19 protein-coding genes are annotated in these 24,764 nt (G+C 42.8%); 8 read left to right on the top strand and 11 right to left on the bottom strand.

Annotation, left to right across the window (positions count from 1 at the left end; all coding sequences use genetic code 11):
* Positions 1 to 6: 6 nt before the first annotated feature.
* From AB8P51_RS04570 to AB8P51_RS04545, 6 genes are all read right to left on the bottom strand, one after another.
* On the bottom strand, positions 7 to 2,922 hold the full coding sequence (locus AB8P51_RS04570; protein ID WP_369747573.1) for a glycoside hydrolase family 3 N-terminal domain-containing protein: 2,916 nt from the start codon (positions 2,920 to 2,922) through the stop codon (positions 7 to 9).
* Between the two features lie 86 nt (positions 2,923 to 3,008).
* Positions 3,009 to 3,491, bottom strand: coding sequence for an ABC transporter ATPase (locus tag AB8P51_RS04565; RefSeq protein ID WP_369747572.1), 483 nt, complete (start codon positions 3,489 to 3,491; stop codon positions 3,009 to 3,011).
* A 64-nt stretch (positions 3,492 to 3,555) separates the two neighbouring features.
* A complete protein-coding gene (locus tag AB8P51_RS04560; RefSeq protein WP_369747571.1) occupies positions 3,556 to 4,335 on the bottom strand; it encodes a (Fe-S)-binding protein in 780 nt (259 codons plus the stop codon).
* Between the two features lie 24 nt (positions 4,336 to 4,359).
* The gene (locus AB8P51_RS04555) at positions 4,360 to 5,688 is read right to left on the bottom strand and encodes a 4Fe-4S dicluster domain-containing protein (protein WP_369747570.1); all 1,329 of its coding nucleotides are present in this window, start codon (positions 5,686 to 5,688) and stop codon (positions 4,360 to 4,362) included.
* Between the two features lie 3 nt (positions 5,689 to 5,691).
* Positions 5,692 to 6,654 (bottom strand): MlaD family protein, encoded by a 963-nt coding sequence (locus tag AB8P51_RS04550; RefSeq protein WP_369747569.1) that lies wholly within the window; start codon positions 6,652 to 6,654, stop codon positions 5,692 to 5,694.
* A 54-nt stretch (positions 6,655 to 6,708) separates the two neighbouring features.
* Entirely contained in the window at positions 6,709 to 7,950 is a 1,242-nt protein-coding gene (locus AB8P51_RS04545; RefSeq protein ID WP_369747699.1) for an N-acetylmuramoyl-L-alanine amidase, read from the bottom strand.
* A 170-nt stretch (positions 7,951 to 8,120) separates the two neighbouring features.
* On the opposite strand from AB8P51_RS04545, the gene AB8P51_RS04540 reads away from it, so the two are divergent.
* Positions 8,121 to 10,829: a putative LPS assembly protein LptD gene (locus AB8P51_RS04540; protein ID WP_369747568.1), complete on the top strand. Its 2,709-nt coding sequence runs from the start codon at positions 8,121 to 8,123 to the stop codon at positions 10,827 to 10,829.
* Positions 10,830 to 10,848: 19 nt separating this feature from the next.
* A complete protein-coding gene (locus AB8P51_RS04535; protein ID WP_369747567.1) occupies positions 10,849 to 11,235 on the top strand; it encodes a RidA family protein in 387 nt (128 codons plus the stop codon).
* Here the strand turns inward: AB8P51_RS04535 and AB8P51_RS04530 are convergent.
* The 4 genes from AB8P51_RS04530 to AB8P51_RS04515 form a co-directional block, all read right to left on the bottom strand.
* Entirely contained in the window at positions 11,228 to 12,079 is an 852-nt protein-coding gene (locus tag AB8P51_RS04530) for an N-acetylglucosamine kinase (RefSeq protein WP_369747566.1), read from the bottom strand. The genes AB8P51_RS04535 and AB8P51_RS04530 overlap by 8 nt on opposite strands.
* Before the next feature lie 81 nt (positions 12,080 to 12,160).
* Positions 12,161 to 13,162 carry a type I glyceraldehyde-3-phosphate dehydrogenase gene (gene gap, locus AB8P51_RS04525; RefSeq protein ID WP_369747565.1) on the bottom strand — a complete coding sequence of 334 codons (1,002 nt, stop codon included), beginning with the start codon at positions 13,160 to 13,162 and terminating at the stop codon, positions 12,161 to 12,163.
* Between the two features lie 10 nt (positions 13,163 to 13,172).
* A complete protein-coding gene (gene pfkA, locus AB8P51_RS04520) occupies positions 13,173 to 14,162 on the bottom strand; it encodes a 6-phosphofructokinase (RefSeq protein ID WP_369747564.1) in 990 nt (329 codons plus the stop codon).
* A gap of 148 nt (positions 14,163 to 14,310) precedes the next feature.
* Positions 14,311 to 18,702: a translocation/assembly module TamB domain-containing protein gene (locus tag AB8P51_RS04515; protein WP_369747563.1), complete on the bottom strand. Its 4,392-nt coding sequence runs from the start codon at positions 18,700 to 18,702 to the stop codon at positions 14,311 to 14,313.
* Positions 18,703 to 18,832: 130 nt separating this feature from the next.
* Between AB8P51_RS04515 and tsaD the strand changes: the two genes are divergently transcribed.
* From tsaD to AB8P51_RS04485, 6 genes are all read left to right on the top strand, one after another.
* Positions 18,833 to 19,858: a tRNA (adenosine(37)-N6)-threonylcarbamoyltransferase complex transferase subunit TsaD gene (gene tsaD, locus AB8P51_RS04510; protein ID WP_369747562.1), complete on the top strand. Its 1,026-nt coding sequence runs from the start codon at positions 18,833 to 18,835 to the stop codon at positions 19,856 to 19,858.
* A gap of 74 nt (positions 19,859 to 19,932) precedes the next feature.
* Entirely contained in the window at positions 19,933 to 20,277 is a 345-nt protein-coding gene (locus tag AB8P51_RS04505) for a TfoX/Sxy family protein (protein ID WP_369747561.1), read from the top strand.
* A 14-nt stretch (positions 20,278 to 20,291) separates the two neighbouring features.
* A complete protein-coding gene (locus AB8P51_RS04500) occupies positions 20,292 to 20,999 on the top strand; it encodes a 16S rRNA (uracil(1498)-N(3))-methyltransferase (protein WP_369747560.1) in 708 nt (235 codons plus the stop codon).
* 93 nt (positions 21,000 to 21,092) lie between these two features.
* Positions 21,093 to 21,743 (top strand): DUF4159 domain-containing protein, encoded by a 651-nt coding sequence (locus AB8P51_RS04495; protein ID WP_369747559.1) that lies wholly within the window; start codon positions 21,093 to 21,095, stop codon positions 21,741 to 21,743.
* 3 nt (positions 21,744 to 21,746) lie between these two features.
* Positions 21,747 to 22,847, top strand: coding sequence for an AI-2E family transporter (locus tag AB8P51_RS04490; protein ID WP_369747558.1), 1,101 nt, complete (start codon positions 21,747 to 21,749; stop codon positions 22,845 to 22,847).
* A 7-nt stretch (positions 22,848 to 22,854) separates the two neighbouring features.
* On the top strand, positions 22,855 to 24,045 hold the full coding sequence (locus AB8P51_RS04485) for a class I SAM-dependent methyltransferase (RefSeq protein ID WP_369747557.1): 1,191 nt from the start codon (positions 22,855 to 22,857) through the stop codon (positions 24,043 to 24,045).
* Here AB8P51_RS04485 and AB8P51_RS04480 read toward each other — a convergent pair.
* Entirely contained in the window at positions 24,026 to 24,739 is a 714-nt protein-coding gene (locus AB8P51_RS04480; protein ID WP_369747556.1) for a M15 family metallopeptidase, read from the bottom strand. The genes AB8P51_RS04485 and AB8P51_RS04480 overlap by 20 nt on opposite strands.
* Positions 24,740 to 24,764: the final 25 nt, after the last annotated feature.

The raw sequence follows: 24,764 nt of genomic DNA, 5'->3' as shown, positions 1-24,764 counted from the left end.
CCTTTTCTATTTTATAATAGAATCATAAATCGCCTGCTGAATCCGGGTACGGAGTTCTGATTTGATGAGCAGGTTGTTAGAGGAGGTAGGGAAGGTCCTGTTTGATAAAAAGACATAGATGATCTCTTCTTCCGGATCAGCCCAGGTATAAGTGCCGGTAAAGCCACTATGTCCAAAACTCTTCCTTGATACACAGCCACAGGTAGGCCCATACTCCTCAAGCTGAGGCTTGTCAAACCCAACACCCCTGCGCACATTTTCCTGGCAGAAGTAACACTTGTTGAATTTTTCAATGGTCCTCGAATCTAAAAAACGATCTCCCCCGTAATATCCCCCCTGCAGGTACATCTGCATAATCTTGGCAACATCGTTGGCATTACTGAACAGACCTGCGTGACCCCCTACTCCGCCCTGCATAGCTGCACCCATATCATGGACAAAGCCCTGTACCGTCTGATAGCGATAATAATTATCAATTTCCGAAGGTACAATTCGATCCTTATCAAAGTAATCCAGAGGCCTGTAGCCGGTATTGTTGGTCCCCAGTGGTGCATAGTACTTTTCATTTGCCAGTTTGTCGAGGGACTGCTTGTAGGTATCTTCTATATATTTCTTCATCACATAGTAGGCTACATCACTATAGCGGTATCGATTCGATTTAAGCGACTGACGGCCTATACGATTGTAAATAGAATCCTGATAGGCATCGCTGAGATAAAGATTTTTGGTCACTTCTATAGAGTATCCGGGGCCCGGACGCGATCGATAAAATTCGCTGGATGGTTTCCTGTTCTTGTCAAGCGTTGACAGGTAGAATGCAATCCAGGATGGCAGGCGACCATAATGACTCAGTGCTTTTAACACCGTAACATTTTTCAGGTCTGTTGTATCATAGGCTTGAATCAGCTCACCAAAAGTATCGTTTAATGAGATCTTCCCCTCCTCTTCCATTGCCATGACAACCGGCAGAGTAGCCAGTATCTTGGTAAGAGACGCCAAGTCGTATAAATGATCTGAGGTTATCGAATCGACGGAATCATAAGTGGGCTTACCAAAATTCCTATTGTATATCACCTTTCCTTTCCGCGCAACAAGCACCTGGGCCCCGGGATACATCAGAGAATCGATCCCATTTTTCACCAAAGTGTCTACTTCAGATAACAAAGTTCCATTAATACCCACTCGCTCCGGAATACTATACCCCAAACGACCAAGAGATTTGCTTAAAATACCATGTCCGGCAGAATATTCTGAACTCAGAGAGACCGGCAAAACACCTTTAGCAGGAATGGCCCCGAAAATTACCTCAGCAGTCTTCTCCTGGGCGATCTCGCTGTTTTGGTACCCGAGAACAAGAGCGTCTATATCATTGTAATTAACCAGATCTAAAAGGGCATAAGGCTTGGTAAAAACTGAAAGGACAAGATTGAAACTCCTCGATCTCCCCAATTCAGCCAGCCAGTAAAGCTCCTTTTCCGAGAATTTATAAGGCTTCCAGGGACTGTCATTGCTTTTGTGAAAACCGACGATCACTACATTGTAACCCTCAAGATTTTTTTTGAGCGTACCTATATCCTTCCCCACTACTTTTGTGACCTCCGTGTACTGCTGCAATGCCTTATGGAATTGTTCACCAGAATCATCTCCCATGGCTACATAAGCAATCTTTTTATTTTCCAGATTTTTTACAGGGAGCAATGACACCTCGTTCTTTACCAGTGTTATCGCATTTTCAATTGCTTTTTCGTACAACAAATAGTCTTCAATAGTATTGAGATCCTTGTATAAATTATTGGTGTCTATTTCCTGATAGGTGTTTAAACCCACCTTATACTTGGCCATCAGAATCTTCTTTACCGAGGCAGACAACCTTGTTTCCTTAATTATTCCTTGCTTATAAGCCTCTGTAATGGCAACCCTGGCTGCCTTTATATCCTTGGGCATGAGCAGAATATCATTTCCCGCAAGAAAAGCCTGTAATTCAGCATTGGTATCCCCGGCAAAATCGGTCACACCTTTCATATTCAGGGCATCGGTAAGCACAAGTCCTTTGAATCCCAGTTCATTCTTAAGAGTGCCTGAGATTATACTCGAGGAAAGGGAAGAAGGGCGTTTTTCATCAGGCTCTAAAGCAGGTACATTGAGGTGGGCTACCATCACTCCAGAAACCCCTGCTTTGATTAATTCTTTATAGGGATACATCTCAATACTATCGAGTCGCTCCCTTTCGAAAGGAATTACAGGCAGATCCTTATGTGAATCCACAGCAGTATCACCATGACCGGGGAAATGTTTCCCGCTCGACAGCACCCCAGCTCTGCTCATCCCACGAACAAAAGCAGCTCCTTTCCGGGCTACATTCTCACGGTCTTCCCCAAATGAGCGATTCCCGATAATCGGGTTTCTGGGGTTGATGTTTATATCTACATCAGGGGCAAAATTGAAATGAACCCCGAGGCGTTTAGCATGACTCCCGATCCTGAATCCTACTTCCTCTATAACATTAGAATCTTTTATTGCCCCAAGTGTCATATTCCATGGGTACGCAAAGGTTGAATCGAGTCGCATTGCCAATCCCCATTCTGCATCCATTCCTATCAATAGAGGCACTTTAGACAGGGCCTGGTACTCATTGGTAAGTTTAGCCTGCCTCATTGGTCCGCCAGTTGAAAAGATGATCCCACCCAGGTGATCTTCTTCAATCAGTGTTTTTATCTTATCAGTAGACGCCTTGTCCTGATCTGATGCCACAAGAACCATAAAGAGCTGACCTATTTTCTCCTCCAGTGTCATTCCTTCATAGGTGTCGTTTACCCATTTTATTTGGGCAACGCTATCTCTTGCCTGCAACGGGTTTTGTTGAGACTGGCCAAAAAAGGCTGAAAGTAGAAAGAGCAAGAGAAAGTAATTTTTTATCCGCATATGCAATCTGATCATTGATTCTAACTAAAATCGACAGGGATTATTGTAAAACAGTGAGATAACACTCTGAAATTGTGGTGAATAGATTAGATAAACCTGCTGTGCCAACTATCAGAGGCAGGTACTTCCCAGTGCTCTAAATATTCCTGTTTGTTGGCTACCAGGTTATTGAAGACAATCGTATCCTTGGTAATGGAGCGGGCTTTCGCCATTTTCTTAAAGTCGGACATTGATTTATAAGTGATGAAATCTCCCTGTTTAAAAGAGACATTCATTCGATCGAGGAGCTCAAGGCCGAATCTTTTTTCCAGTCCTTGGATAAAGTGTACAGAAGCATCTATCGAACAACCTGAGGCAGATGACAGGGATTGATCCAGCCCTATGATAATGAACCGCTTGTACTTAATCTCGTACCCGGCACGGAGAGAAGCTCCATGGGCAGTCCACTGGGTCAGAAACTGGGGAAGAAGATTGTTGATTTCCCCTAATTCCTCTTCAGAGAAATTCCTGTTTCCCTGGTATATCCATATCCTGGATGTTTCGGGTAGTTCGTTAAACGGTACTAACATGACTCACTTACTGTTTTAATTCTTTCATAATCCTTCTCTAAAATCGTTCCAAAAATCAGAACGATCAAAGATCTTCGGCATTCGACATTAATTCTGCGATATCCATTACTGCAATTGACGCCTCTTTCTCTTTATTCTTTACCCCATCGGTCATCATGGTGTTACAAAAAGGACAAGCCGCAGCGATGATTTCGGGCTGGGTTTCCAGGGCCTGTTCTGTACGTTCGATATTTACTTCCTTATCCCCCTTCTCTGCCTCTTTAAACATCTGAGCCCCACCGGCTCCACAACATAGTCCGCGCTGACGGCAGCTTTTCATTTCCACCAGTTCGGCATCCAATTTTCGAATCAGCTCCCTTGGAGCTTCATAAACATCATTGGCCCTGCCCAAATAGCACGGGTCATGATACGTTATTCGCTTGCCCTTATATGTTCCACCCTTCAGTCCAATCCTGCCTTCTTCAACCAGTTGCTTTAAAAACTGGGTGTGATGAACTACATCATATGTCCCCCCTAATCCGGGGTATTCATTTTTCAGGGTGTTAAAACAGTGCGGGCAGGCAGTGACGACCTTTTTAACCCCATAGCCATTCATGATCTCTATATTGGTAACTGCCTGCATCTGGAACAAAAATTCATTTCCGGCCCTTTTAGCAGGATCCCCGGAACAACTTTCCTCAGTTCCAAGAACTGCAAAGGATACGCCCGCCTTATTAAGAAGTTTTACAAAGGCCTTGGTGATCTTTTTGGCTCTGTCATCAAAACTACCTGCACAACCCACCCAGAATAAAACCTCTGGTTGTTTTCCTTCTGCAAACAGCGATGCCATAGTGGGTACATTCATAGTATTCTGCTTATTCGTTTACTTCTATTTGGACTCATTGGCCCAGTTAAGTCGGTCCATCTGATTAAAAGGCCAGGGAGCTCCATTATTTTCAATATTTCCCATCATCACATTTAATTCAGCCGGGGCAGCAGATTGCTCCATTACCAGATACTGCCTCATATCCATGATGATCGACAAAGGGTCTATACTTACCGGACAGGCCTCCACACAGGCATTACAAGAGGTACAAGCCCACAATTCCTCCCTGCTGATATAATCATCCAGGAGTTGTTTACCATCGTCTACAAACTTACCTGTGTTTTTATCAATATTTTTTCCCACTTCTTCAAGTCGGTCTCTGGTATCCATCATGATCTTCCTGGGGGAAAGCTTTTTGCCGGTCTGATTCGCCGGACATTCATTGGTACATCGACCACACTCGGTGCAGGTATAAGCGCTGAGCAACTGAACCCATTTCAGGTCATGTACGTCGGAAGCACCAAATTTATCAGGAGGTCCCGCATCTTCAGCTGGGGCGGCAAAAGGATCTGCATTGGGATCCATCATCAGTTTTACTTCCTTGGTTACCGCTTCGTTATTTTTAAATTGTCCTTTAGGTTTTAAGTTGCCAAAATAGGTGTTGGGGAATGCCAGCAGAATGTGCAAATGCTTAGAGTAATACAAATAATTTAAAAAGAAGAGAATCCCCGCGATATGCAGCCACCAGGCGATTCGCTCAATCAGAATCACTGTACTGGCAGACATCCCTTCGAACAGTGGTGTAATAAACTGACTTACAGGAAACATCCCGGCTGCCTCATAATGGGCAACTCCCATCTGCTGTAATTGATAGTCTGCTGCATTCATGGTGAGGAACAGCCCCATCAGAATGAGTTCGATATATAGAATCCAGTTGGCATCATTCTTTGGCCATCCTTTCATTTCAGGCTTAACAAACCTGGCCAGTTTTAATGCATTCCTCCTCAACCAGAAAATGATAACAGCCAGGATCACCAACAGAGCCAGGACTTCAAAGGAGGCAATAAGAAAATCGTAAAACCCACCCATAAAGGCAAAGATTCGATGCGTCCCCAGAAGGCCGTCAATTATGATCTCGAGTACCTCTATATTGATGATAATAAAACCTAGGTAGACGATGATATGCATGATCCCTGCAACAGGCCGCACTACCATCTTGGACTGCCCCAGGGCAATCCTCATCATGTTCTTCCAGCGTTGGGGCTTGTTATCGGAAAGATCTTCTGCCTTCCCCAGCAGAATATTTCGTCTTAGTTTTTTAACATTCCGGGCAAAAAAGCCAATTCCTGTGATCAGGAGGAGGGCAAAGAGGATGTTGGGAAGGTATTCCATCAATTAGTCTTGATTTATGGCAGGATCATTTTGCGGAAGGGTGTAGTCGATCTGTTTCTTCCCGAAGACGGATACGTTGACGTAGCGCTTAGGATTCAAACGAAAATCCTGAAGCAGTAAATCGAGTTCCTTTGAGGCATCCGCAAGGTTTTTATACAGCTCTTCATCATTCATCAATTTCCCCATGGTTCCTTCCCCTTTCTCGATCTTCTCCAGGACAGCATCCAGATTCTTCATGGTAGATTCCAGATTCCGGATTGTTGCGCCCAGGTTATTGGCCGCTAAAGAGTCTGACAGGCTTGCAAAATTGGCCGTAAGGGTATTGATATTACTCAAAGAACTATCGATATGCATTCTATTTTCAGACAGCATTTCATTAAGTGTGCCTGCACTTTTTTGAAAACTCGAGATTACCTGAGATAAACCCTGAATACTCTCACGCAGATTTTTCTTGGTTTCATCATCCAAAACATCATTGACATTCATCAACAAGGAATCTGCATTTGAAACTGCTCCTTCCACCTTTAACTGCAATGGGGTAAGTTTTTGTTGTACGAGTTCTGTAAGGCCGGGGCGGGTATTCGTAACAAGCGTATCGCCGGATTTTGCCATTGGGGCGTCGTCGAAAACAGGTTTAATCTGAATCCCTTTCCCCCCTATGATCCCTGTATCGTAAAGTTCTGCCTTGCTATTTCGGGAAAATTGAAAATCGTTAGAAACAGTAAATGTTACAACCAGCTTACCGCTATTATCCTTAAACTGAATATCATTAACCTTTCCAACGCTAAACCCGTTAATAGATACCTGAGTGCCCGTCTGCAAACCACCAATATTGTCATAGACCGCGTAAAATATCTTGCTGTTATCAAAAAGTGGGGTGGACTTCAAATAGCTGAATCCCAGAATAAATAGGAGAATACCCCCGATAACTATAATTCCAGTCTTAATTTCCCGCGATAGTTTCAAGGATACGTTTTTAGGTTCTAAACAAAATTATGAATAAAATCGAAAGACAAGCCATTATTCATCTTCGTATTTCAAGGCGTCTTGTAGCGCGATGCGTTTCCCTTCTTTATAGGCCACAATATAGGAGGTCGTAAAGCCCTTCATATCGGCATTAGATTTTAATAGTTTAGCCCCCATGTAGGTATCTGTTTCCCCGTAGAGGTATCGGAACAAATTTTTGATCGGTTCCTTTGATATCCTGTTCAGACCGTTGAATTCAGGTGAATTAGGCGGAAGGTCTCTTGCCGTTGCCATAATCTGGACTTTGAAAGTCACTCCGCTTTTTTCTACTAATTGCCTCGCTTTAGGTGTGTTTTCCTTGGTCTCTTCAGGATTTTCATTTTTCCCGGCGGATTCAGTAGAAGATTTTTCCGTCACTTCAACCACTGCCTCTTTTACTTCCTTATTAACCTCCAGTAATTCCTCTTGTTTGAGGTCCGGATTTGCTTTTTTAGGAATTTCGGCCACTTCAGGCGACGCCACTGGTGGCTGCCCATTTGAAATTACGGTTTCTTCATCCGGGATACTACTGCGGTATTTGATGATGGCCTGTGCAATAGCCTTTCCCATTTCGGCCTGACCCTTTGAAGAATTCAGGTATTTGCCCTCTTCTTTATTGGTAAGGAACCCCGTTTCAATAAGGACACTGGGCATAAAGGTCTGATGAAGGACAATAAAACCAGCCTGCTTCACTTTTCGGTCATTTCGCTTTAAATTACCAGTGAAATTATCCTGAATCAGTTTAGCCAGCAAGATACTCTGATCGAGAAATTCTTCCTGCATTATGGTAAGGCCTATTACCGATTCGGGAGAATTAATATCGTAATTCGCATATCGGGCTTCATAATTATCTTCCAGATAGATTACCGAGTTCTCCTTTTTTGCAATCTCGAAATTCTGTTTATTGGCATGGAGTCCAAGAACAAAGGTGCCGGCGCCGTGCGCATTGGAGGTGTGCGAATCGCAATGAACCGACACAAACAGGTCGGCTCCTGCCTTATTGGCGATCTCTCCCCTTACAAAAAGGTCTACAAAGGAGTCATCGTCCCTGGTATAGACTACTTTGATACCCGGGACTTTTTTAAGCTCTTCCCCAATTTTAAGGACGATACTGAGGGCGATATTTTTCTCCATATAGCCATTTCCCAGGTTACCAGGGTCATGACCACCATGCCCTGCATCGAGGACCACAACAAAACCTTCATCTCCCCTGACTTCAGGAAGTGGGTTAGACGCGATCATCTGAATACAAAACATGAGAAAAAAACCAGCTGTAAAAAGCAATTTTTTGTTCATAGTATTCGGGGAATTTTACTTCTTTTTCTCAGGTTAAATTTATTGTAATCTGCTACGGGCAGAAAAAAAATATATGTAAGTTTGATTTCCAAATATCAAGCCATATCATTACAAAAATAGGATATATAGCTTTGCAATCAAACAAACGGCTTTTTCTTTTCTCTGCTTTGTTCCTCCTGGTTGCAACAATGATTTTTGGACAGGAGGACCTGAAAAAACCTTTGCCCATCAAAGCGGTACAGGACAGTATCAAAGCTCCCCTACCACCTCAGAGCCTTATTCAGGATAGTGTTCAAACCGACACAGTCCGCACAGATTCACTCCCAAAAAAGCCTGCTCTCTTACTGGATAATATCAAATATAAGGCCAAAGATTACGTAAAACTGAGTCAGAAAGATCAAAAGATCTACCTCTACAACGAGGCTGAAATATATTATCAGGACACGGAATTAAAAGCAGGAATTATAATTCTCGACTATATAAAGAACGAGGTTTATGCCGGGCGGTTAAAAGACTCCCTGGGGAATTATACCCAACTCCCCTATTTTAAGCAAGGTGAAAATGTGGTAATACCCGATTCCATCCGCTTTAATTTTGACACCCAGAAGGCAGTCATATGGAATTCGAGAACCGAGCAACAAGCAGGTCTCGGACAATTAGGGAGTGATGCCATGAAAGTCTATGCAGAACGTACGAAGAAGGAAAATGATTCGGTCTACTTCCTAAGTGAAGGGAAACTCACTACTTCCAAAGACACTATAGATCCTGATTACTACATCCGGGTTCGAAAAGCAAAGTTTGTTCCCAAGAAAAAAGTGATAGCCGGCTTTAGCAACTTATACATAGTAGATGTGCCAACACCTATTGCCCTGCCCTTTGCCTACTTTCCGCTTACCGTGGGAAGGACGGCCGGGGTGATGATGCCCACTTTTGGGAATGATCCCAACCGCGGGTATTTCCTCCAGAATGCCGGGTACTACGTCCCCATTAATGATTATGTAGACCTTACACTCACAGGTGACCTTTACACCAACGGCAGTTATGGAATCCGCGCACAATCGGTTTATTCTAAACGATATAAATACAGGGGTAATTTCAATTTCAGATATGAAAATCAGGTGGTGAGCCAGAAAGGTTTCGATGATTACAGCAGGGGTACGATCTACAACATCCAGATCTCACATTCACAGGATCCTAAATCAAACCCTAATAGCAGGCTATCGGCCTCGGTGAACCTGGGTAGCAGTCAGTATTACCGGAATTCTCTGCTACAGCAGAACCTGGCCCTGACACAGACCAATAACTTATCATCTTCTATCTCCTATTCGAAAACTTTTCCGGCCTATCCTTCGGTAAATATGAGTTTGACGGCAACGCATAACCAGAACACAAACACCAATGTAGTTGATGTTACCCTGCCTACCCTGCAGGCAAGTATGGAACGTGTATTTCCCTTCGCCCCGCGTGAAGGAATCAAAAAAGGAGCTTTGCAGAACATCAACTTTCAATACGATCTCAATGGGAGAAACAGCATCAGAACAAATGATGAGGATTTCCTGACCGGTAAAATGTTCGACGATGCAAAGGTAGGTGTCAGACATAGGATTCCTATAAGCACCAATTTCAAGGTGGCCAAGCATTTTAGTGTAACTATGGGTGGGAATTATGAGGATATATGGTCGCTTCAGACCTTTGGTCAGCGATTTGATCCGGATTCCCAGACCGTTGTAACCGACACCATAAGTGGTTTTGACCGCTATAATCAATACAACTTTAGTGCTAGTGTGGGAACTACTCTTTACGGAACCTTCACTTTTGGAGAGGGAAAAAAATTCCAGGCACTAAGACATGTGGTCAGACCTACGGTAAGTTATGGATACGCTCCTTCTTTTGAGCAGTATTACGACGAATACCTGAATGAAGTTAGTGGTGATATTGTCCAATACAGTCGTTTTCAGAATACAATTTACGGAGCACCCCGACTTGGAAAATCCAATGCCCTGACATTTTCACTGCAAAACACTCTTGAGGCAAAAGTGCGGGATAAGGATTCAACAGCAACCGAACCTAAAAAGATACAGCTCCTCAACAGCCTTAATTTCTCATCAGGGTACAACTTTGAAGCCGATTCCTTAAAAATTAGTCCGGTTAGCATGAGTGGGGGTACCAATTTGCTGAAAAACAAAATGTCTGTAAACTTCGGCGCTAGCCTTGATCCTTATGCTATCGACAATAATGGTAGGAGAATAAATACCTTAAATATTAATAATGGCGGGAGCCTTCTGAGGCTAACTAATGCGAGGATGAATATCAGCTACAATATCAGTAGCAAGGATTTTGGAGCAAAGGACGAGGATGACAGAGAAGAAGAAGATCCTTATGACGGCCAGAATTACGTGGCAGCCAGCGGGGGAAGGACGGATGACCTTTTTGGTGCTGCCGACAATTTTAACGAGAGTAGTTTTAAAAATCGTGACCCTGACGATATAGAAAACCCCAGGTACAGAACAAAGATTCCCTGGGACCTGAGGCTTCAATATGCAGCGAACTACAATAACAGTAACCGACAAAACGAATTCTCGAGCCATTCCCTGATGTTTTCGGGAAATATAGAGTTGGCTCCGCGCTGGAAGGTAGGAGTTTCGTCAGGTTATGATATTAAAAACCAAGGTTTTACAGTAACCCAATTGCGATTTGAACGCGACCTAAAGAGTTTTAATCTGCGATTTAACTGGACACCTTTCGGCGACTTTGAACGCTGGTATTTCTTTATTGGGATCAAGAGTTCCATTTTGCAGGATCTCAAATGGGAAAACCGGAGTCAGCCACCCAGAAGATAAACCCAAAATACTACAGGAAATGAGCAGTAGAAAAATTATTCACACTTCCAAAGCCCCTTCCCCCATCGGGCCTTACAGTCAGGCCATACTAGCCGGCAATACTCTTTTTATTTCCGGCCAGATCGCCCTGGATCCGAATAGCGGGGAACTGATTGAAGGAGATATTAAAGAGGAGACCAGAAAATGCATGGAAAACCTCAGAGCAATTCTTACCAAGGCCAGTATGAGCTTTGAGCAGGTTGTTAAGGCTTCTATTTTTGTAAAGGATATGAAGCAATTTGCAGAAATCAATGAAGTTTACGCTTCTTATTTTGATTCGGATTACGCTCCTGCCCGTGAAACGGTTGAAGTTGCCAATCTCCCGAAGTTTGTCAATGTGGAGATCTCGATGATCGCTATCAGATAGTTGCTTTGTGAAATTCAACCAGGCCTTCAATAGGTCGTTGTCTGATAACTCCGGTTACAAGATCGTTCCGTTCCAGTACGGCTTTTAACTCATCACGCAGGAAATAGGCGATACTTCCCACAAAATGAATGGGCACCTTGGTAGCCAGCTCGAACTGCATAATATAGTTATTTACAAACTGCTGTAATCCCTTGTCTATTACACCTTTGCAATAAGGATGGTCCTTGTTTTCAATCAGAAAACGGGCAAAAGTAGCCAGGTAGGTATTTGGGTTGGGCTGTTTGTAGAGGTTTTCCTTGATCACATCCGGATCGAGGTTGTATTCACTGGCAAATTTATGACCTAGGGCCTGAGGCATCTTATGGAAGTAATAATCCCGAATCAGTTTTCTCCCAAAAAAGTTACCACTTCCATCGTCCATGGGGATGTACCCCAGAGAAATCACCTTTTGAAATAATTGGTGACCATCGTAGTAACTGCAATTAGAGCCCGTTCCCAGGATACATACAATTCCCTGATATCCTACCTTGGTTGTTGAATAGATCGCAGCATAGGTATCTTCCTTTACCTCAATCTTGGCATTTGTGAAAAACGATTTAAAGATATTCCGCAGAAACTTCTTCATCCGATCTGTACCGCAACCGGCTCCGTAAAAATAGAGTCGTTTAACCTTGGATTTACTCTTTGAAATCTCAAAGTTATTTGCCAGTCGATCTTCGATGACCTCCCTGGTCAGTACTTCCGGACTCAGGCCAAGGGTTTGCGTCATAAAAACCTCTTCGCCCTTTTCATCCAGTGCGATCCAGTCTGCTTTTGTCGCTCCGCTATCTACTATTAATATCATAGAATTACGCTTAAAAAAGAAATCCTTAAAATAAGCAAAATATACCTATTCTAAGGATTTTTTAGAGTTAAGAATCAGCCCTTAGAGCTTGTGGATATATTGAGCCAGGTCTACTAATTTATTGGAATATCCTGCTTCGTTATCGTACCATGAAATCACTTTAAAAAATCTAGGATTCAATTCGATCCCTGCATCGGCATCAAATATGCTGGTTCTGGGGTCACCAACAAAATCCTGAGAAACAACAAGTTCTTCCGTATATCCAAGAATTCCTTTTAATTCTCCTTCGGAGGCTGTTTTAAAGGCTTTTTTAATCTCCTCATAGGAAGTATCTTTCTGAAGTTTTACAGTAAGGTCAACCACTGAAACATCTGCCGTAGGCACCCTGAACGCCATTCCGGTGAGTTTTCCTTCCAGTGCAGGAATAACCTTTGTTACAGCTTTTGCTGCACCTGTCGAGGCAGGTATAATATTAAGCATGGCACTTCTACCGCCTCTGTAATCCTTTCTTGAAGGACCGTCTACGGTGAGCTGTGTAGCTGTGGTGGCGTGAACTGTAGTCATCAGTGCTTCTTCAATTCCAAAGGAATCATTAAGTACTTTGGCCATTGGCGCCAGACAGTTTGTGGTACAGGAAGCGTTGGAAACGATTTTGTCCGAAGCTTTTACTTCCTTATGGTTCACTCCCATGACAAACATAGGCGCATCTTTTGATGGTGCAGAGATCACTACTTTTTTAGCCCCGCCATCGATGTGATATTGAGCAGTTTCCATCGTAGTGAAAATACCGGTACATTCCGCAACAATATCCACTCCTACGGCATCCCATTTTACATTTTTTGGATCCCTTTCTGCTGTAATCCTTACAGTTTTCCCATCAACAACCAGATGGCCGTCTTTAACATCCACTGTTCCGTCAAACCTTCCGTGTACTGAATCGTATTTCAGGAGGTAGGCCAGGTGCTCTACGTCCAGAAGGTCATTGATTGCAACTACCTCAATCCCATCTCTTTTTACGATAGATCTGAGGACCAATCTTCCAATTCTACCAAATCCGTTTATTCCTACTTTTAATGTTGCCATATTCTTTCTTTTATGTACTCATTATATCGGAGACTCTTATGAGCTCCTTGTTTATTTTCGTTTTTCCTTTGATCGCTTCACTTATCGGAGTAAAAGCAATATCGTCATCCAGGATTCCTACCATAAGGTTTGTCTTTCCATCCAAAAGTGCTTCTACCGCCTTCACTCCCATCCTGCTTGCCAGTACTCTGTCAAAACAAGTGGGTGAACCCCCGCGTTGCATATGCCCCAGTACACAAACACGCACGTCGTAGATGGGAAGGTTTTCTTCTACATATTCCTTTAGCTGAAAGACATTTTTACCGGTAGTTGTATCCCCTTCGGCTACAACCACAATACTAGAAGACTTCCCGGTGAGTTTGCTCCGCTTAAGGGAATCTAAAAGACGTTCCAGACCCAGGTTTTCCTCTGGTATCAGAATTTCTTCCGCTCCTGCTCCTACCCCTGCATTTAATGCAATATGACCTACATCTCTTCCCATTACCTCAACAAAAAATAGTCGGTGATGAGAACTGGCCGTATCGCGGATCTTATCTATGACCTCCATAGCCGTATTGATAGCCGTATCGAAACCAAGGGTATAACGGGTGCCGAATATATCGTTGTCAATAGTTCCGGGTATTCCTATGACAGGTATTCCAAATTCTTCATTAAATAAAAGGGCACCTGTGAAACTACCGTCACCCCCAATTACGACCATGGCGTCTACACCTTCCGATTTGAGCTGATCGTATGCTTTCTGTCTTCCTTCCTTTGTCCTGAACTCTTCACAGCGGGCAGATTTTAATATGGTGCCTCCTTTGTTGATAATATTATTGACACTTCGAGCATTCATGGGAAGGAAATCCCCCTCAATCATTCCTTCATATCCCCTGTAAATCCCTACGCAATCAATTTTCATAAAGGCACAGGTACGAACGACTGATCTGATGGCAGCATTCATTCCGGGAGAGTCTCCTCCGGAGGTAAAAACCGCTACTTTCTGAATTTTTGCTTCCATAAAAAATTTCGAAGTTCAAAAATAGCAAACAATTATGAAATCATAGTATATACAAAGGCTTAATTGCCATTTATCAACTAATCAAACGATGTAGTTTAATAAAAATAAAGGAATGGTTTACAATATTGCGGAAATAACAATAGCTGACCTATTCCTGATCTGGAAGTGTCTTCGGTTTCTGATAAAATTTAATCAGACTGTCCCTGCCCATTGTCGCCCTTGTTTGTTCAGCTTTTAATTTGGTATCCTGACTCTCCTGCTTGGGTTTAAACACTTTACGCAGTAGATCGTTGAAGGTATTAAAATCTACTTCATATGATAAACCTACCCCCTGGGTATAGCCGGTCTGGTCTGCCAGGAATTGCTGGATTTCATTTTCACGGTTAAAGATCTTAGCCCTCAAGGTTCCCTCTTCGTTTAAAAGTACCTGTACTTCCACATCTCCGGCCACAACGGTTTCACTGACACCTCCTACCGGAACACCGAACCGACCGTTAAACAATACTCTGTCACTGATCCTGGTCGATACCGTAACCCCCAGCCTGTTCTCGGTCTGTATCTGAGTGGGGTCTAGGGTACCCTGTTCCAGAGAAAAGCCAAAATCAAATTTATCGTTACCCCCACCCAGAAGGGAATTTACAAGGCCTGAAGCCGTCTGAATGAGGTTTCCGGTTACTGCCTGCTGATTGAGACCACTTCCTTCATCAACAAAGGTGCCCTGGGCAAGCAGGAAAAAGGCGTTACGCTCTTCCACCGTTGGATCCTGAAGCTTGTATTCCAGCTCCGATTGTACGATGGAACTTGTACCGGGAAATTCTATGTTAAAATCGATGGTGGGCCGCTCCAGTTCTCCTGTAAGCTGTACCACCACATCAGTGGATATTCGTCTGGTGACCCCAGAATTATCGAGAAGGGGCGCCGGATTTGCGGTGAGCGAATACACAGCTTCCATATTTAACTGGGCGGCGAGGGGAGTACCATCCCATACGATACTTCCACCCGGTTTAACATTAAATGACTTGTCAATGACCCCCCCGAAACGGTAATTGTACGTCCCGGTCACAACTACAAAATCCCCGAACATATTAAATTTACCCTTGGTATTTATTTCAATGAGAAGAATCCCTTCCCCTGTTCCCTTCAGGGATGACCCGGTTTTCTGATCAACCACTATTTCCACTTCGGCATCAGGTGTAACGTCGAGGTCAAAATTGAGTTCGAGGCCTTCGTAATCCTGCAGGGTCTTTTCAATTTCAAAGGTTTGCTGATCCTTCTTTTCTATAAAATTGATAAAGGAGTAATCTCCCACAGAAGCTACATCGCTCAGAGGGATTTTAAGGGAAGTACCTTCAGCGGTTTCGCCGTTGACCTTAATTGTTAGAGCCTTTGTGGGGCCAAATATCCTCCCTTCCCCGTTAAGGTACCCGGTTCCGTAATACAACACCTCCTCCTCATAAGGTGTATTGAGAATCAGGAATCGATTGTTATTGGTATTCACATCGAGATCAAGGCTCCAGTCGTCCCAGAATTGATGCTTGATCGTACCGTCGAGTTCGGCCGTGGTATTCATGGCAATATCCGTCAGTTGAATATTTTCAAAATCGAAAGTCTGGTTATACAGGCGAACACTAGAGTTCGGCCCGAATTGGTAATCTACATTGAGGTAAGGTATGGCAATACCTGCATCATTTAAACTGAGGAGGCCACTGATATCGGGATTTCGCAAATCGCCTTTGATCTGAGCCGTACCATTGAGCAATCCCCGGATGTTGGTAATGACTCCTTCCCCAAGCGGACTAAAAGGTTCGAGGCTGAAGTTGTTAAAATTAGCCATCAGATCGGCATCCGGAATATCATTCCTGTTGCTGAAATTTCCTAACAGACTGAATTTTTCAATGCCATTATCAGAGATTTGTGAATTTACCACGTACTCGGTAAGATCTCTGTTCCCTACAATACCAATACTCAACTCGCCAAGTGGAATTTCATTAACTCCGAAATCTGAAATTTGCAGGTTACAGGAGGGTAAATAAATATCATCTTTCTGAAGGATATTTAAAGTTCCGTTGATCTCCCCCTGAAGTTTAAGGCTGTCTATGGTCGGAGTAATTTTATTCAGGGAAACAATCTTAAAATCAAGCTGAAGATCTTTATAGGTAGAATCGGCCAGTTCGCCCCTTAATCTTATTTGTTCCCGGTTGTCATTATTCATTACGATCTCCTGGATCTGAATGCTGTCTAGCGATCTGCTGATGATGACCTTGTTTTTCTGATCTCCATCTTTATTAAGGATCCAGGTATTTCCTTTAAAACTAACATCAGAGCGTTTTAGACCTATGACCGAACGGTTCTGGGCATTGAAGGTGTGGTAAAAGTTAAGGTTATAACTGTCGTTGAAATCCCTTCCACCTTTAAATTCCGTTCTGAAGAAGAGGGTATCAGAAAGTGTGGTGTTGATCAGATTAAAGTCTTTAAGGTCATAGTAGACTGAATTGACATCGGATACCGACACATAGGTATTGAAAAGGGGGTTTTTATTGTCAATCTTTACGTCTATACTATCAAAGACATTATCAAAGGCAGCTATCCGTGGTGATTTAAAGTTGAGCTTAAAGTCACCCTCATCAGCAACAATATTGCCTCTAATAAACGTATTGGGATCAAAGGCCACCTGAGGAAAAAATACGTCTACAATCTTGTTGTAGATTTTAAAATTGAAATCGAGCACCTGCCCCTCCGAAATTTCGAAGGGTTTGTAATTGGTGTAAATACTACCTATGGAATTTCTTAGGAGCTTGTCGAGTTCGTTGACCTTGAAACGACCCCTCATAAACCCTGTTATGATATCTGGAGAATTTATTTCAACGGTCCTGATACTGTCCTGAGCAAAGGAAGAGGTTACTTTAAAATCTTCAAAGTAATAGGTATTATTGATGTTCTGATAGTTGGTGTTCGAAAAGGAAACATTCCCTACAACATCATCGAGATTACTTCCGGAAATATCCATTTTAACATCCCCTTTAAATACCGATACGCTATCTCTTATAAAGTTCAGTTTCTTTAAGTCGGCATAGGCCACTGAGGCATTAAAATTAAAGTTATTCACGGTGCCCCCGAAGTCGGCCAGCCCCTTAAATTCAAAATTAAAATTGGGATCTTTGGCTACCAGTGAACCGTCGAACAATTGGTCTTTCAGGATACCTGAAACGGCAACATCCTGGTAATTGTAGTCGTTGAAGTCGATCGTATACACCTGTCCGATTACTTCGGTATTCAACTTATCCTGGGCAAACCCCTGCCCTTCCACATTTACGTCCATGGAAGCCAGCCCCAGATTGTCGTCATTGACAAACTTGCCTAAATCAAAATCTATAAGGGATACAAATCCCTTGTATCGGGCATTATCGATATTGTCGACATCCGTAAGGGTGAGGTCTACATAACTACTTCCCAGACTGCTGTTTATATTTACCCTCGACCTTACGGATGATTCTGTGATAGTGGCATCTCCCCTTACGGTGAACTGACCCAGTTTGGAAAATGTGCTGGGGATTGAAGTACCCAGTACTTCGGGCATCAGTGACCTAAGTTCGTAATAGCTGGTAGTAATATTCTTGATGCCCGCTTCAAGGACAAAGGGTTCGCTTTTAGTAAAAAGGTTTTTAAAATTAAAGTCCCCCCGGATTCCGGTATTCTCTGTAGTTAGAAATACTTCGTTCACATTTAGATCGTTCAGCACTCCGTTCAGGGATGCTGAAAACAGTACTTCCTTTCCTGTCCCGAACTGGTCACTCAGCGTATTGATGTCATCAAGAGATACCTTAGAATCAACAAAGTTGGCTGTGAGATTCACCTTGTCAATGAATTGGGCAAAATCTTCACGGTTATAGTCAAATACAAGGTTTCCGATAAGATGGGATTTTGGCGTCATAATCTCAAGCGAATCAAAACGCATCTGTTGCTTAGTGTATTTAAATGAAGTGCCCAGCTTACTGAGTTCTATCCCCCTTTTGCTTATAAATGACAAAGCTTCAATCTCCGATGTTACCTCCGGCCCAAGAATCTGAAATTCCCGGGCATTGAGATTGAGATTTCTAAAATTAAGGGTTTCTTCTTTTTCCAGGTTTTCATCGATCAGCCGAAAGACACTATTCTTTATATCGATATCTGAAGAGGAGAGGTAAAAAGGTGGACTACCCGGAGCTCTGGGCTTGTTGTCATCTAATTTTGCGACAAAAACATCGAGGTTGGTACTGGTCTCACCCTGGTAGGTTCTGAGCTTAAAATTGAGGCCGTCAATATCAATTGCCCCGAATTCCAGGCTACCGGCCAGCAGATTCCGGATACTGAGGATGGAAGTGTTTAATTCTTCAATATAAATCAAAGTATCCTGTTGATAGTCCTGAATAAAGATTCCTTTCAGGGCCGTGTCCCAGGAAATCAGAGACACTCGCAACCGATCAATATTGATATTGGTTCCAAACTCCTCGTTAATCGATCTGGTAGCATAATTAGCCAGATTAGTCTGGACAACCGGCAAAGAAAGAATAATGGAGCTTAAGACCAAGACCAGTAATACCGTCAGCAGTATTCTAATCCCTATTTTTCTTAATTTTTTGATAGGACGATATGATTTACCTTTGTGCGACCAATAATTATTCCAAAGCTAGGTGAAAAAACAAAATATATACATACTGGCCATAGAATCTTCCTGTGACGATACTTCAGCTGCCGTTATGTGCAATGATACCACGCTTAGCAATGTGGTAGCCACACAGAAAATTCACGAAGAATACGGCGGTGTGGTTCCGGAATTAGCATCAAGAGCACACCAGCAAAATATTGTCCCGGTGATCCACCAGGCTTTGACTAAGGCAAAGATCGACAAAAATCAGCTATCAGCCATAGCATTTACCAGGGGACCCGGACTTATGGGTTCCCTTCTGGTGGGTACTTCCTTCGCCAAATCTCTAGCGCTTGGTCTGGGAATTCCACTCATCGAAGTAAACCACATGCAAGCTCATATCCTCGCACATTTTATTCGGGAAGAAGGCTTTGATCGTCCTGATTTTCCTTTCCTGGCATTAACGATAAGTGGAGGCCATACACAAATCGTGCTGGTCCGTAATTATTTCGACATGGAAATTCTGGGTGAAACTCTCGATGATGCGGTGGGTGAAGCCTTCGACAAAACGGCAAAAATTATCGGATTGCCTTATCCGGGGGGTCCCCTGGTTGATAAACTGGCGCTAAAAGGAAATCCCCAAGCCTATCCCTTTCCAAAACCAAAAGTAAAAGGGCTAAATTTCAGTTTCAGCGGACTAAAGACCAGTATCCTGTATTTTATTCAACGGGAAACTGCAGCAAATCCGAACTTTATCGAACAAAACAGGGAAGATATCTGTGCTTCCATCCAATATACTATTGTTGAAATTTTGATGGATAAACTTAAAAAAGCTGTTAAACAGACCGGAATAAAACGGGTGGCCATCGGGGGTGGTGTTTCTGCCAATTCAGGAATTAGAATCGCATTAAAAAATACGGAGAGCCAATTGGGCTGGACCACTTATATTCCAAAGTTCGAATATTGCACAGATAATGCAGCTATGATTGGGATCGTGGGGTATCTGAAATTTCGCGAAGGGAAGTTTACCGATCAAAGTGTAACAGCCAAGGCGAGATATATCATTCCCTGAATCAGGAAACGAAAAATAAACTGTTTCGGAAAATGAGCTATATTTATCACTCTCGATTCCACAACTCATAGTCCATGCCCTTTGACGATGTATTGGCCGAAAGAATTCGGATAGCGTTCCACACTTATCCAGAAACTTTACGTTCTGATATTACGGAAAAGAAAATGTTTGGTGGACTGGCTTTTCTTCTGAAAGGCAAAATGACAATCGGAATCATTGGCGACGAACTGGTAGTAAGGGTCGTTGAGGAAAAAATGGAGGACATGCTCACTATTGAAAGTGTCCGAGCTATGGATTTTACCAAAAAACCGATGAAAGAATTTATTTTTGTTTCGCAGGAGGCCTTTCAAAGTGAAAAAGAACTGCAGGAATGGATTGCATTGGGTATTGAACATGCCCGTCGCAAATTAAAATCATAATACACCAAAAGCTTATGCAATTATTTTATAATCCGGAGATTACCAAATCGTCAAAAGAATTTACTTTAAGTCCCGAAGAAAGTAAACATCTGTTAAAAGTCCTACGAAAGAAAAAAGGAGATCAGTTCCATGTGACCAACGGCAGGGGCCGGATTTTTGTAGCGGCATTGGAAAGTACCGATCCTAAAAACACTACCGCCACAATTGTCTCGTCAGAGAAAAGACATCCTAAGATGCATTCCCTCCATATGGCTGTTGCCCCTACAAAAAGTAACGACCGCTTTGAATGGTTTCTGGAGAAAGCCACAGAAATCGGGATCAATGAGATCACCCCGATTATATGTTCCCGATCTGAAAGAAAAACACTGAAGATGGATCGGTTACAGAAGGTTATTCAGGGAGCGATGAAGCAATCTCAAAGAGCCTATCTTCCCGTTTTGCATCCGGCAGTGAGTATTGAAGAATTTCTGGAAAAGGATCATCCAGGGATCCGATTTATTGCCCATTGTCATGAAGAAGAAAAAGTAGAACTCAAGCGAAGAATCGCCCCGGACAAGCGTATTACTATCATGATAGGACCGGAAGGCGATTTTACTGAGCAAGAGGTAGATCTGGCCTACGAGAAAGGATTCTTATCGGTCTCGCTAGGGGAAAGCAGGCTACGCACCGAAACCGCAGCAATTTATGCATGTACGGCAATCGCTGTTTTTAACAGCAGATAAATGCAGAATAAGTACCCGGAACATTTGTGAAGGTTCCGGTTAAAAGATTACGCCTCTTATTATGTACTTTTGAGTGCCCAAAAGGCAAAAAGGATGAGAAAATTCGCTTTATTAATCACAATTGGTTTTGGAATGATATTCCAGGCAGCAACGGCACAGGAAATCGCCGTTTTAAAATACAAGGGCGGAGGTGATTGGTACGCTAACCCCACTGCATTACCCAATCTTATCCGCTATTGCAATCAAACCATCAATACGGAGATCAACCCAAAACCCGAGACTGTAGAACCCGGAAGTTCCCTGCTGTTTCAGTATCCCTACATACACATGACCGGCCATGGCAATATATTTTTTAGTGATGAAGAAGCGAGCAACCTCAGGACTTATCTCCTCGCCGGTGGCTTCTTACATATCGATGATAATTACGGGATGGAACCTTACCTTAAGAAAGAGCTGAAAAAGATATTTCCCGAAAAGGAACTGGAGGAAATTAGTACTGAACACCCCATTTTTTCAGAACGATTTAAGTTTCCGAACGGCCTGCCCAAGATCCATGAACACGATGGAAAAAGGCCACAGGCTTTGGGCATTTTTGACAAAAACCGCTTAATCCTTCTGTTTACTTTTGAGAGTGATCTGGGTGATGGATGGGAAGACCCGGAAGTTCACAACGACCCTCCGGAGGTAAGGCAAAAGGCGCTTCAAATGGGGGCGAACATCATACAGTATGCTTTTAAGAATTAGATTATGAATTCCATTACAATTTCCAAAGGTATAGTACGTGCGATCGGCATACTGGCTGGTATCGCTATTCTCATGTACTTTCTTTACGAGATCAGATCGGTCCTGGCTTACCTTTCTATGGCGGCAGTCGTCGCGCTTATCGGAAGGCCTGTTGTGTTGTTTCTAAGGAAGCGTCTCAAATTCGCAAATACACTGGCTGTAATCACAACCATGTTACTTATGGTTGCCGTACTTGCAGGGATTATTGCCTTGTTTTTTCCCTTAGTGGCTGAACAGGCTGCAAATCTTTCTCTTTTAAATATTGAGGAACTGAGGTCAAAAATCGGTTCACTGTATCAGGAGATTATCCTGTATTTCGGGGCTTCGCCCGATCAGGTCAATGATCTGATAAAAGGTACAGAACTGGAGAAAAATATGATCGAAGGCCTCGACATTGGCTTTATCCCCAACATCCTTAACACATTTGTCAATACCCTTAGCGCTGCCGGAATTGGATTATTCTCAGTACTGTTTATTTCGTTTTTCTTTCTCAAGGACAGTTCCCTATTTCAACGGGGGCTTCTGACATTCGTTCCGGATAATAAGGAGTCGGGAATGGTGAACTCAATAAACAAGATAAATGGATTGCTATCCCGTTATTTTGTTGGCCTGCTTTTTCAGATCATGATCCTCTTTGTGATCTATACCATCGTTCTGTTGATCGTAGGCATACCCAATGCCATTGTTATCGCCTTCCTGTGTGCTCTGTTTAACATCATTCCATATATCGGACCTATCATCGGAGCAGTACTTATGGTTACTCTTTCCATGACTTCAAACCTGGGGGCAGATTTTACCGAGGTTATCCTTCCAAAAACCGGATATGTGCTCATCGGTTTTGCAATTGGTCAGCTGATCGATAATTTCTTTTCACAACCTTTTATTTTCTCGAACAGTGTAAAATCTCATCCGCTGGAAATCTTCCTGGTGATCATTATAGCCGGTTTGCTTTTCGGTGTCCTGGGAATGATTGTAGCCGTACCCGGATATACGGCAATTAAGGTAATTTTAAAGGAGTTTCTGGCCGATAATAAGATCGTAAATAAACTCACTGAAGATTTATAGTTTTAGTTTGAATAGAAATATATTAAAAACTGGTGTACAGTCTTTTATAAAAAATAATTACGATACTGACATCGTGTCAGTTTTGCTTTCAAAGCCCAATTTTCCTGAAATTTCCCAACAGGAACTTGCACAACAGCTAGAGGGAAAGAAAAAGGCAAAACAAAAGCTTCCAACCTGGTTTAAAACTCCCGGGATATACTACCCTGAAAAAGTAAATCTGGAGCAGACCTCTTCCGAAAAAACCGCAGAATACAAAGCGGCTTTGGTCAGTGGAAACCGGCTTGCGGATCTCACAGGAGGCTTCGGAGTAGATACTTATTTTTTCAGTCGGAAATTACCGCATATAACTCATTGTGAAATAGACCCTGAATTGCATGAAATAGTGAGTCACAATGCCACATCTTTAGGAATTGACAATGTGGACTTTCGCAGTGAGGACGGGATAGAGTTTCTGAGAAATACAAGTCTGGGATTCGACTGGATCTATATCGATCCCAGCAGACGCGATGAATCTAAAAACAAAGTCTTTCAGCTCTCCGACTGCACCCCTGATGTAGTAATGCACCTCGATCTTCTGCTATCAAAAGCCCAGGCAATAATGATTAAAACCTCCCCCCTGCTCGACCTCAGCGCCGGCATAGGTCAATTGAAACATGTTGACGTTATCCATATTATTGCCGTTAGCAATGAGGTAAAGGAATTATTGTGGATCCTCAGAAATGACAAGCCTGTTTCAGATATAAAAATCAGGACGGTTAATTTTATGAAGAATGAGCAACAGGCCTTCCAATTCTATCGGGCAGAAGAAAAGATAACCAAGTGTTCTTATACCGCTCCACAGACCTTTTTGTACGAACCAAATAGTGCTATTCTCAAAGCCGGTGGATTCAGGTCAATGTGCGGAGCTTTTCAAGTAAATAAACTTCATGAACACAGTCACCTTTATACTTCAGAATCATTGCTTCCTTTCCCGGGACGGGTATTTAAGATCATTGAAACTACACCCTTTAACAAGAAATCCATGAAAAGGTTTAAAGGCGTTAAAGCAAATGTAAGCACCAGGAATTTTCCTGAAAGCGTTGCCGGGATCAGGAAAAAATTCCAGCTAAAAGACGGGGGTGATAGTTATTTATTTTTTACTACAAATAATAAGGATCAACGTATTGTTATTCAATGCACTAAGGACACGTCCAGTTAAAATTTGCAACCGGATCCCTAGTGGCTTTTCCCAGGTTGTAATGCCACCATTCCGTCCGCACCGACCAAAAACCGTGAGCCTCCATCACCTCTTTGAGAAGTGCCCTGTTTCGGAGTACTTCCTCCGGTAATTCGAAGTAATCGTGATGCGCCTCCCTTCCGAAGAAATCGAAATCTGTGCCCATATCCAGTACTTTGCCATCGAGGGTTTCAAGAGTGATATCCACGGCCCCACCCCTATTGTGAATTGATCCTTTATCAGGGTTGGCCACATATTGCGGATTGGGGTATATTTCCCACATTTTGTATTGAACAGAATTTGGCCGGTAACAATCAAAGAAGCGAATCCGGAACCCTTTTTTCATTAATTCTGCATTGGCTGCGATAAGCGCCTGAGCTGTTTTATTCCGGGTATAGCATTCCGGACAGTCGTACACCTGGGTTTTAAGAAAGTTATTCGATGTGGCATAACGCATATCAAAAGTGAAATCAGAACTATAATCTGCAAGCCGTACAAAGGTAGTATCGGCCAATTCATCAAGTGAAGGCAAAGGCTTCTTAACTTCAGCAGCCTTTACTGTATCAACTAGTTGTTCTTTTACCTCAATTGGGATTTCTTTCGATTTATCCTGGCCTTTCTCCTTACAGCCAAAGAGCAATAGAAGTAACAAAAGGAGCTGAAATGTTATTTTCAAGTCGACGATTTTTATAAACCGATTT

Origin of the sequence: Muriicola sp. SD30, from assembly GCF_041205185.1 — a bacterium.
Classification (GTDB): Bacteria; Bacteroidota; Bacteroidia; order Flavobacteriales; family Flavobacteriaceae; genus Muriicola.
Note: the sequence above shows the minus strand (reverse complement) of the source record. Positions and strands in the feature narration are given on the sequence as shown.

Coding starts and splice junctions, on each gene's coding strand:
- AB8P51_RS04570 (WP_369747573.1), bottom strand. CDS start 2,922: ATGCGGATAAAAAATTACTTTCTCTTGCTCTTTCTACTTTCAGCCTTT.
- AB8P51_RS04565 (WP_369747572.1), bottom strand. CDS start 3,491: ATGTTAGTACCGTTTAACGAACTACCCGAAACATCCAGGATATGGATA.
- AB8P51_RS04560 (WP_369747571.1), bottom strand. CDS start 4,335: ATGAATGTACCCACTATGGCATCGCTGTTTGCAGAAGGAAAACAACCA.
- AB8P51_RS04555 (WP_369747570.1), bottom strand. CDS start 5,688: ATGGAATACCTTCCCAACATCCTCTTTGCCCTCCTCCTGATCACAGGA.
- AB8P51_RS04545 (WP_369747699.1), bottom strand. CDS start 7,950: ATGTTTTGTATTCAGATGATCGCGTCTAACCCACTTCCTGAAGTCAGG.
- AB8P51_RS04535 (WP_369747567.1), top strand. CDS start 10,849: ATGAGCAGTAGAAAAATTATTCACACTTCCAAAGCCCCTTCCCCCATC.
- AB8P51_RS04530 (WP_369747566.1), bottom strand. CDS start 12,079: ATGATATTAATAGTAGATAGCGGAGCGACAAAAGCAGACTGGATCGCA.
- gap (WP_369747565.1), bottom strand. CDS start 13,162: ATGGCAACATTAAAAGTAGGAATAAACGGATTTGGTAGAATTGGAAGA.
- pfkA (WP_369747564.1), bottom strand. CDS start 14,162: ATGGAAGCAAAAATTCAGAAAGTAGCGGTTTTTACCTCCGGAGGAGAC.
- AB8P51_RS04505 (WP_369747561.1), top strand. CDS start 19,933: ATGCCCTTTGACGATGTATTGGCCGAAAGAATTCGGATAGCGTTCCAC.
- AB8P51_RS04500 (WP_369747560.1), top strand. CDS start 20,292: ATGCAATTATTTTATAATCCGGAGATTACCAAATCGTCAAAAGAATTT.
- AB8P51_RS04495 (WP_369747559.1), top strand. CDS start 21,093: ATGAGAAAATTCGCTTTATTAATCACAATTGGTTTTGGAATGATATTC.
- AB8P51_RS04490 (WP_369747558.1), top strand. CDS start 21,747: ATGAATTCCATTACAATTTCCAAAGGTATAGTACGTGCGATCGGCATA.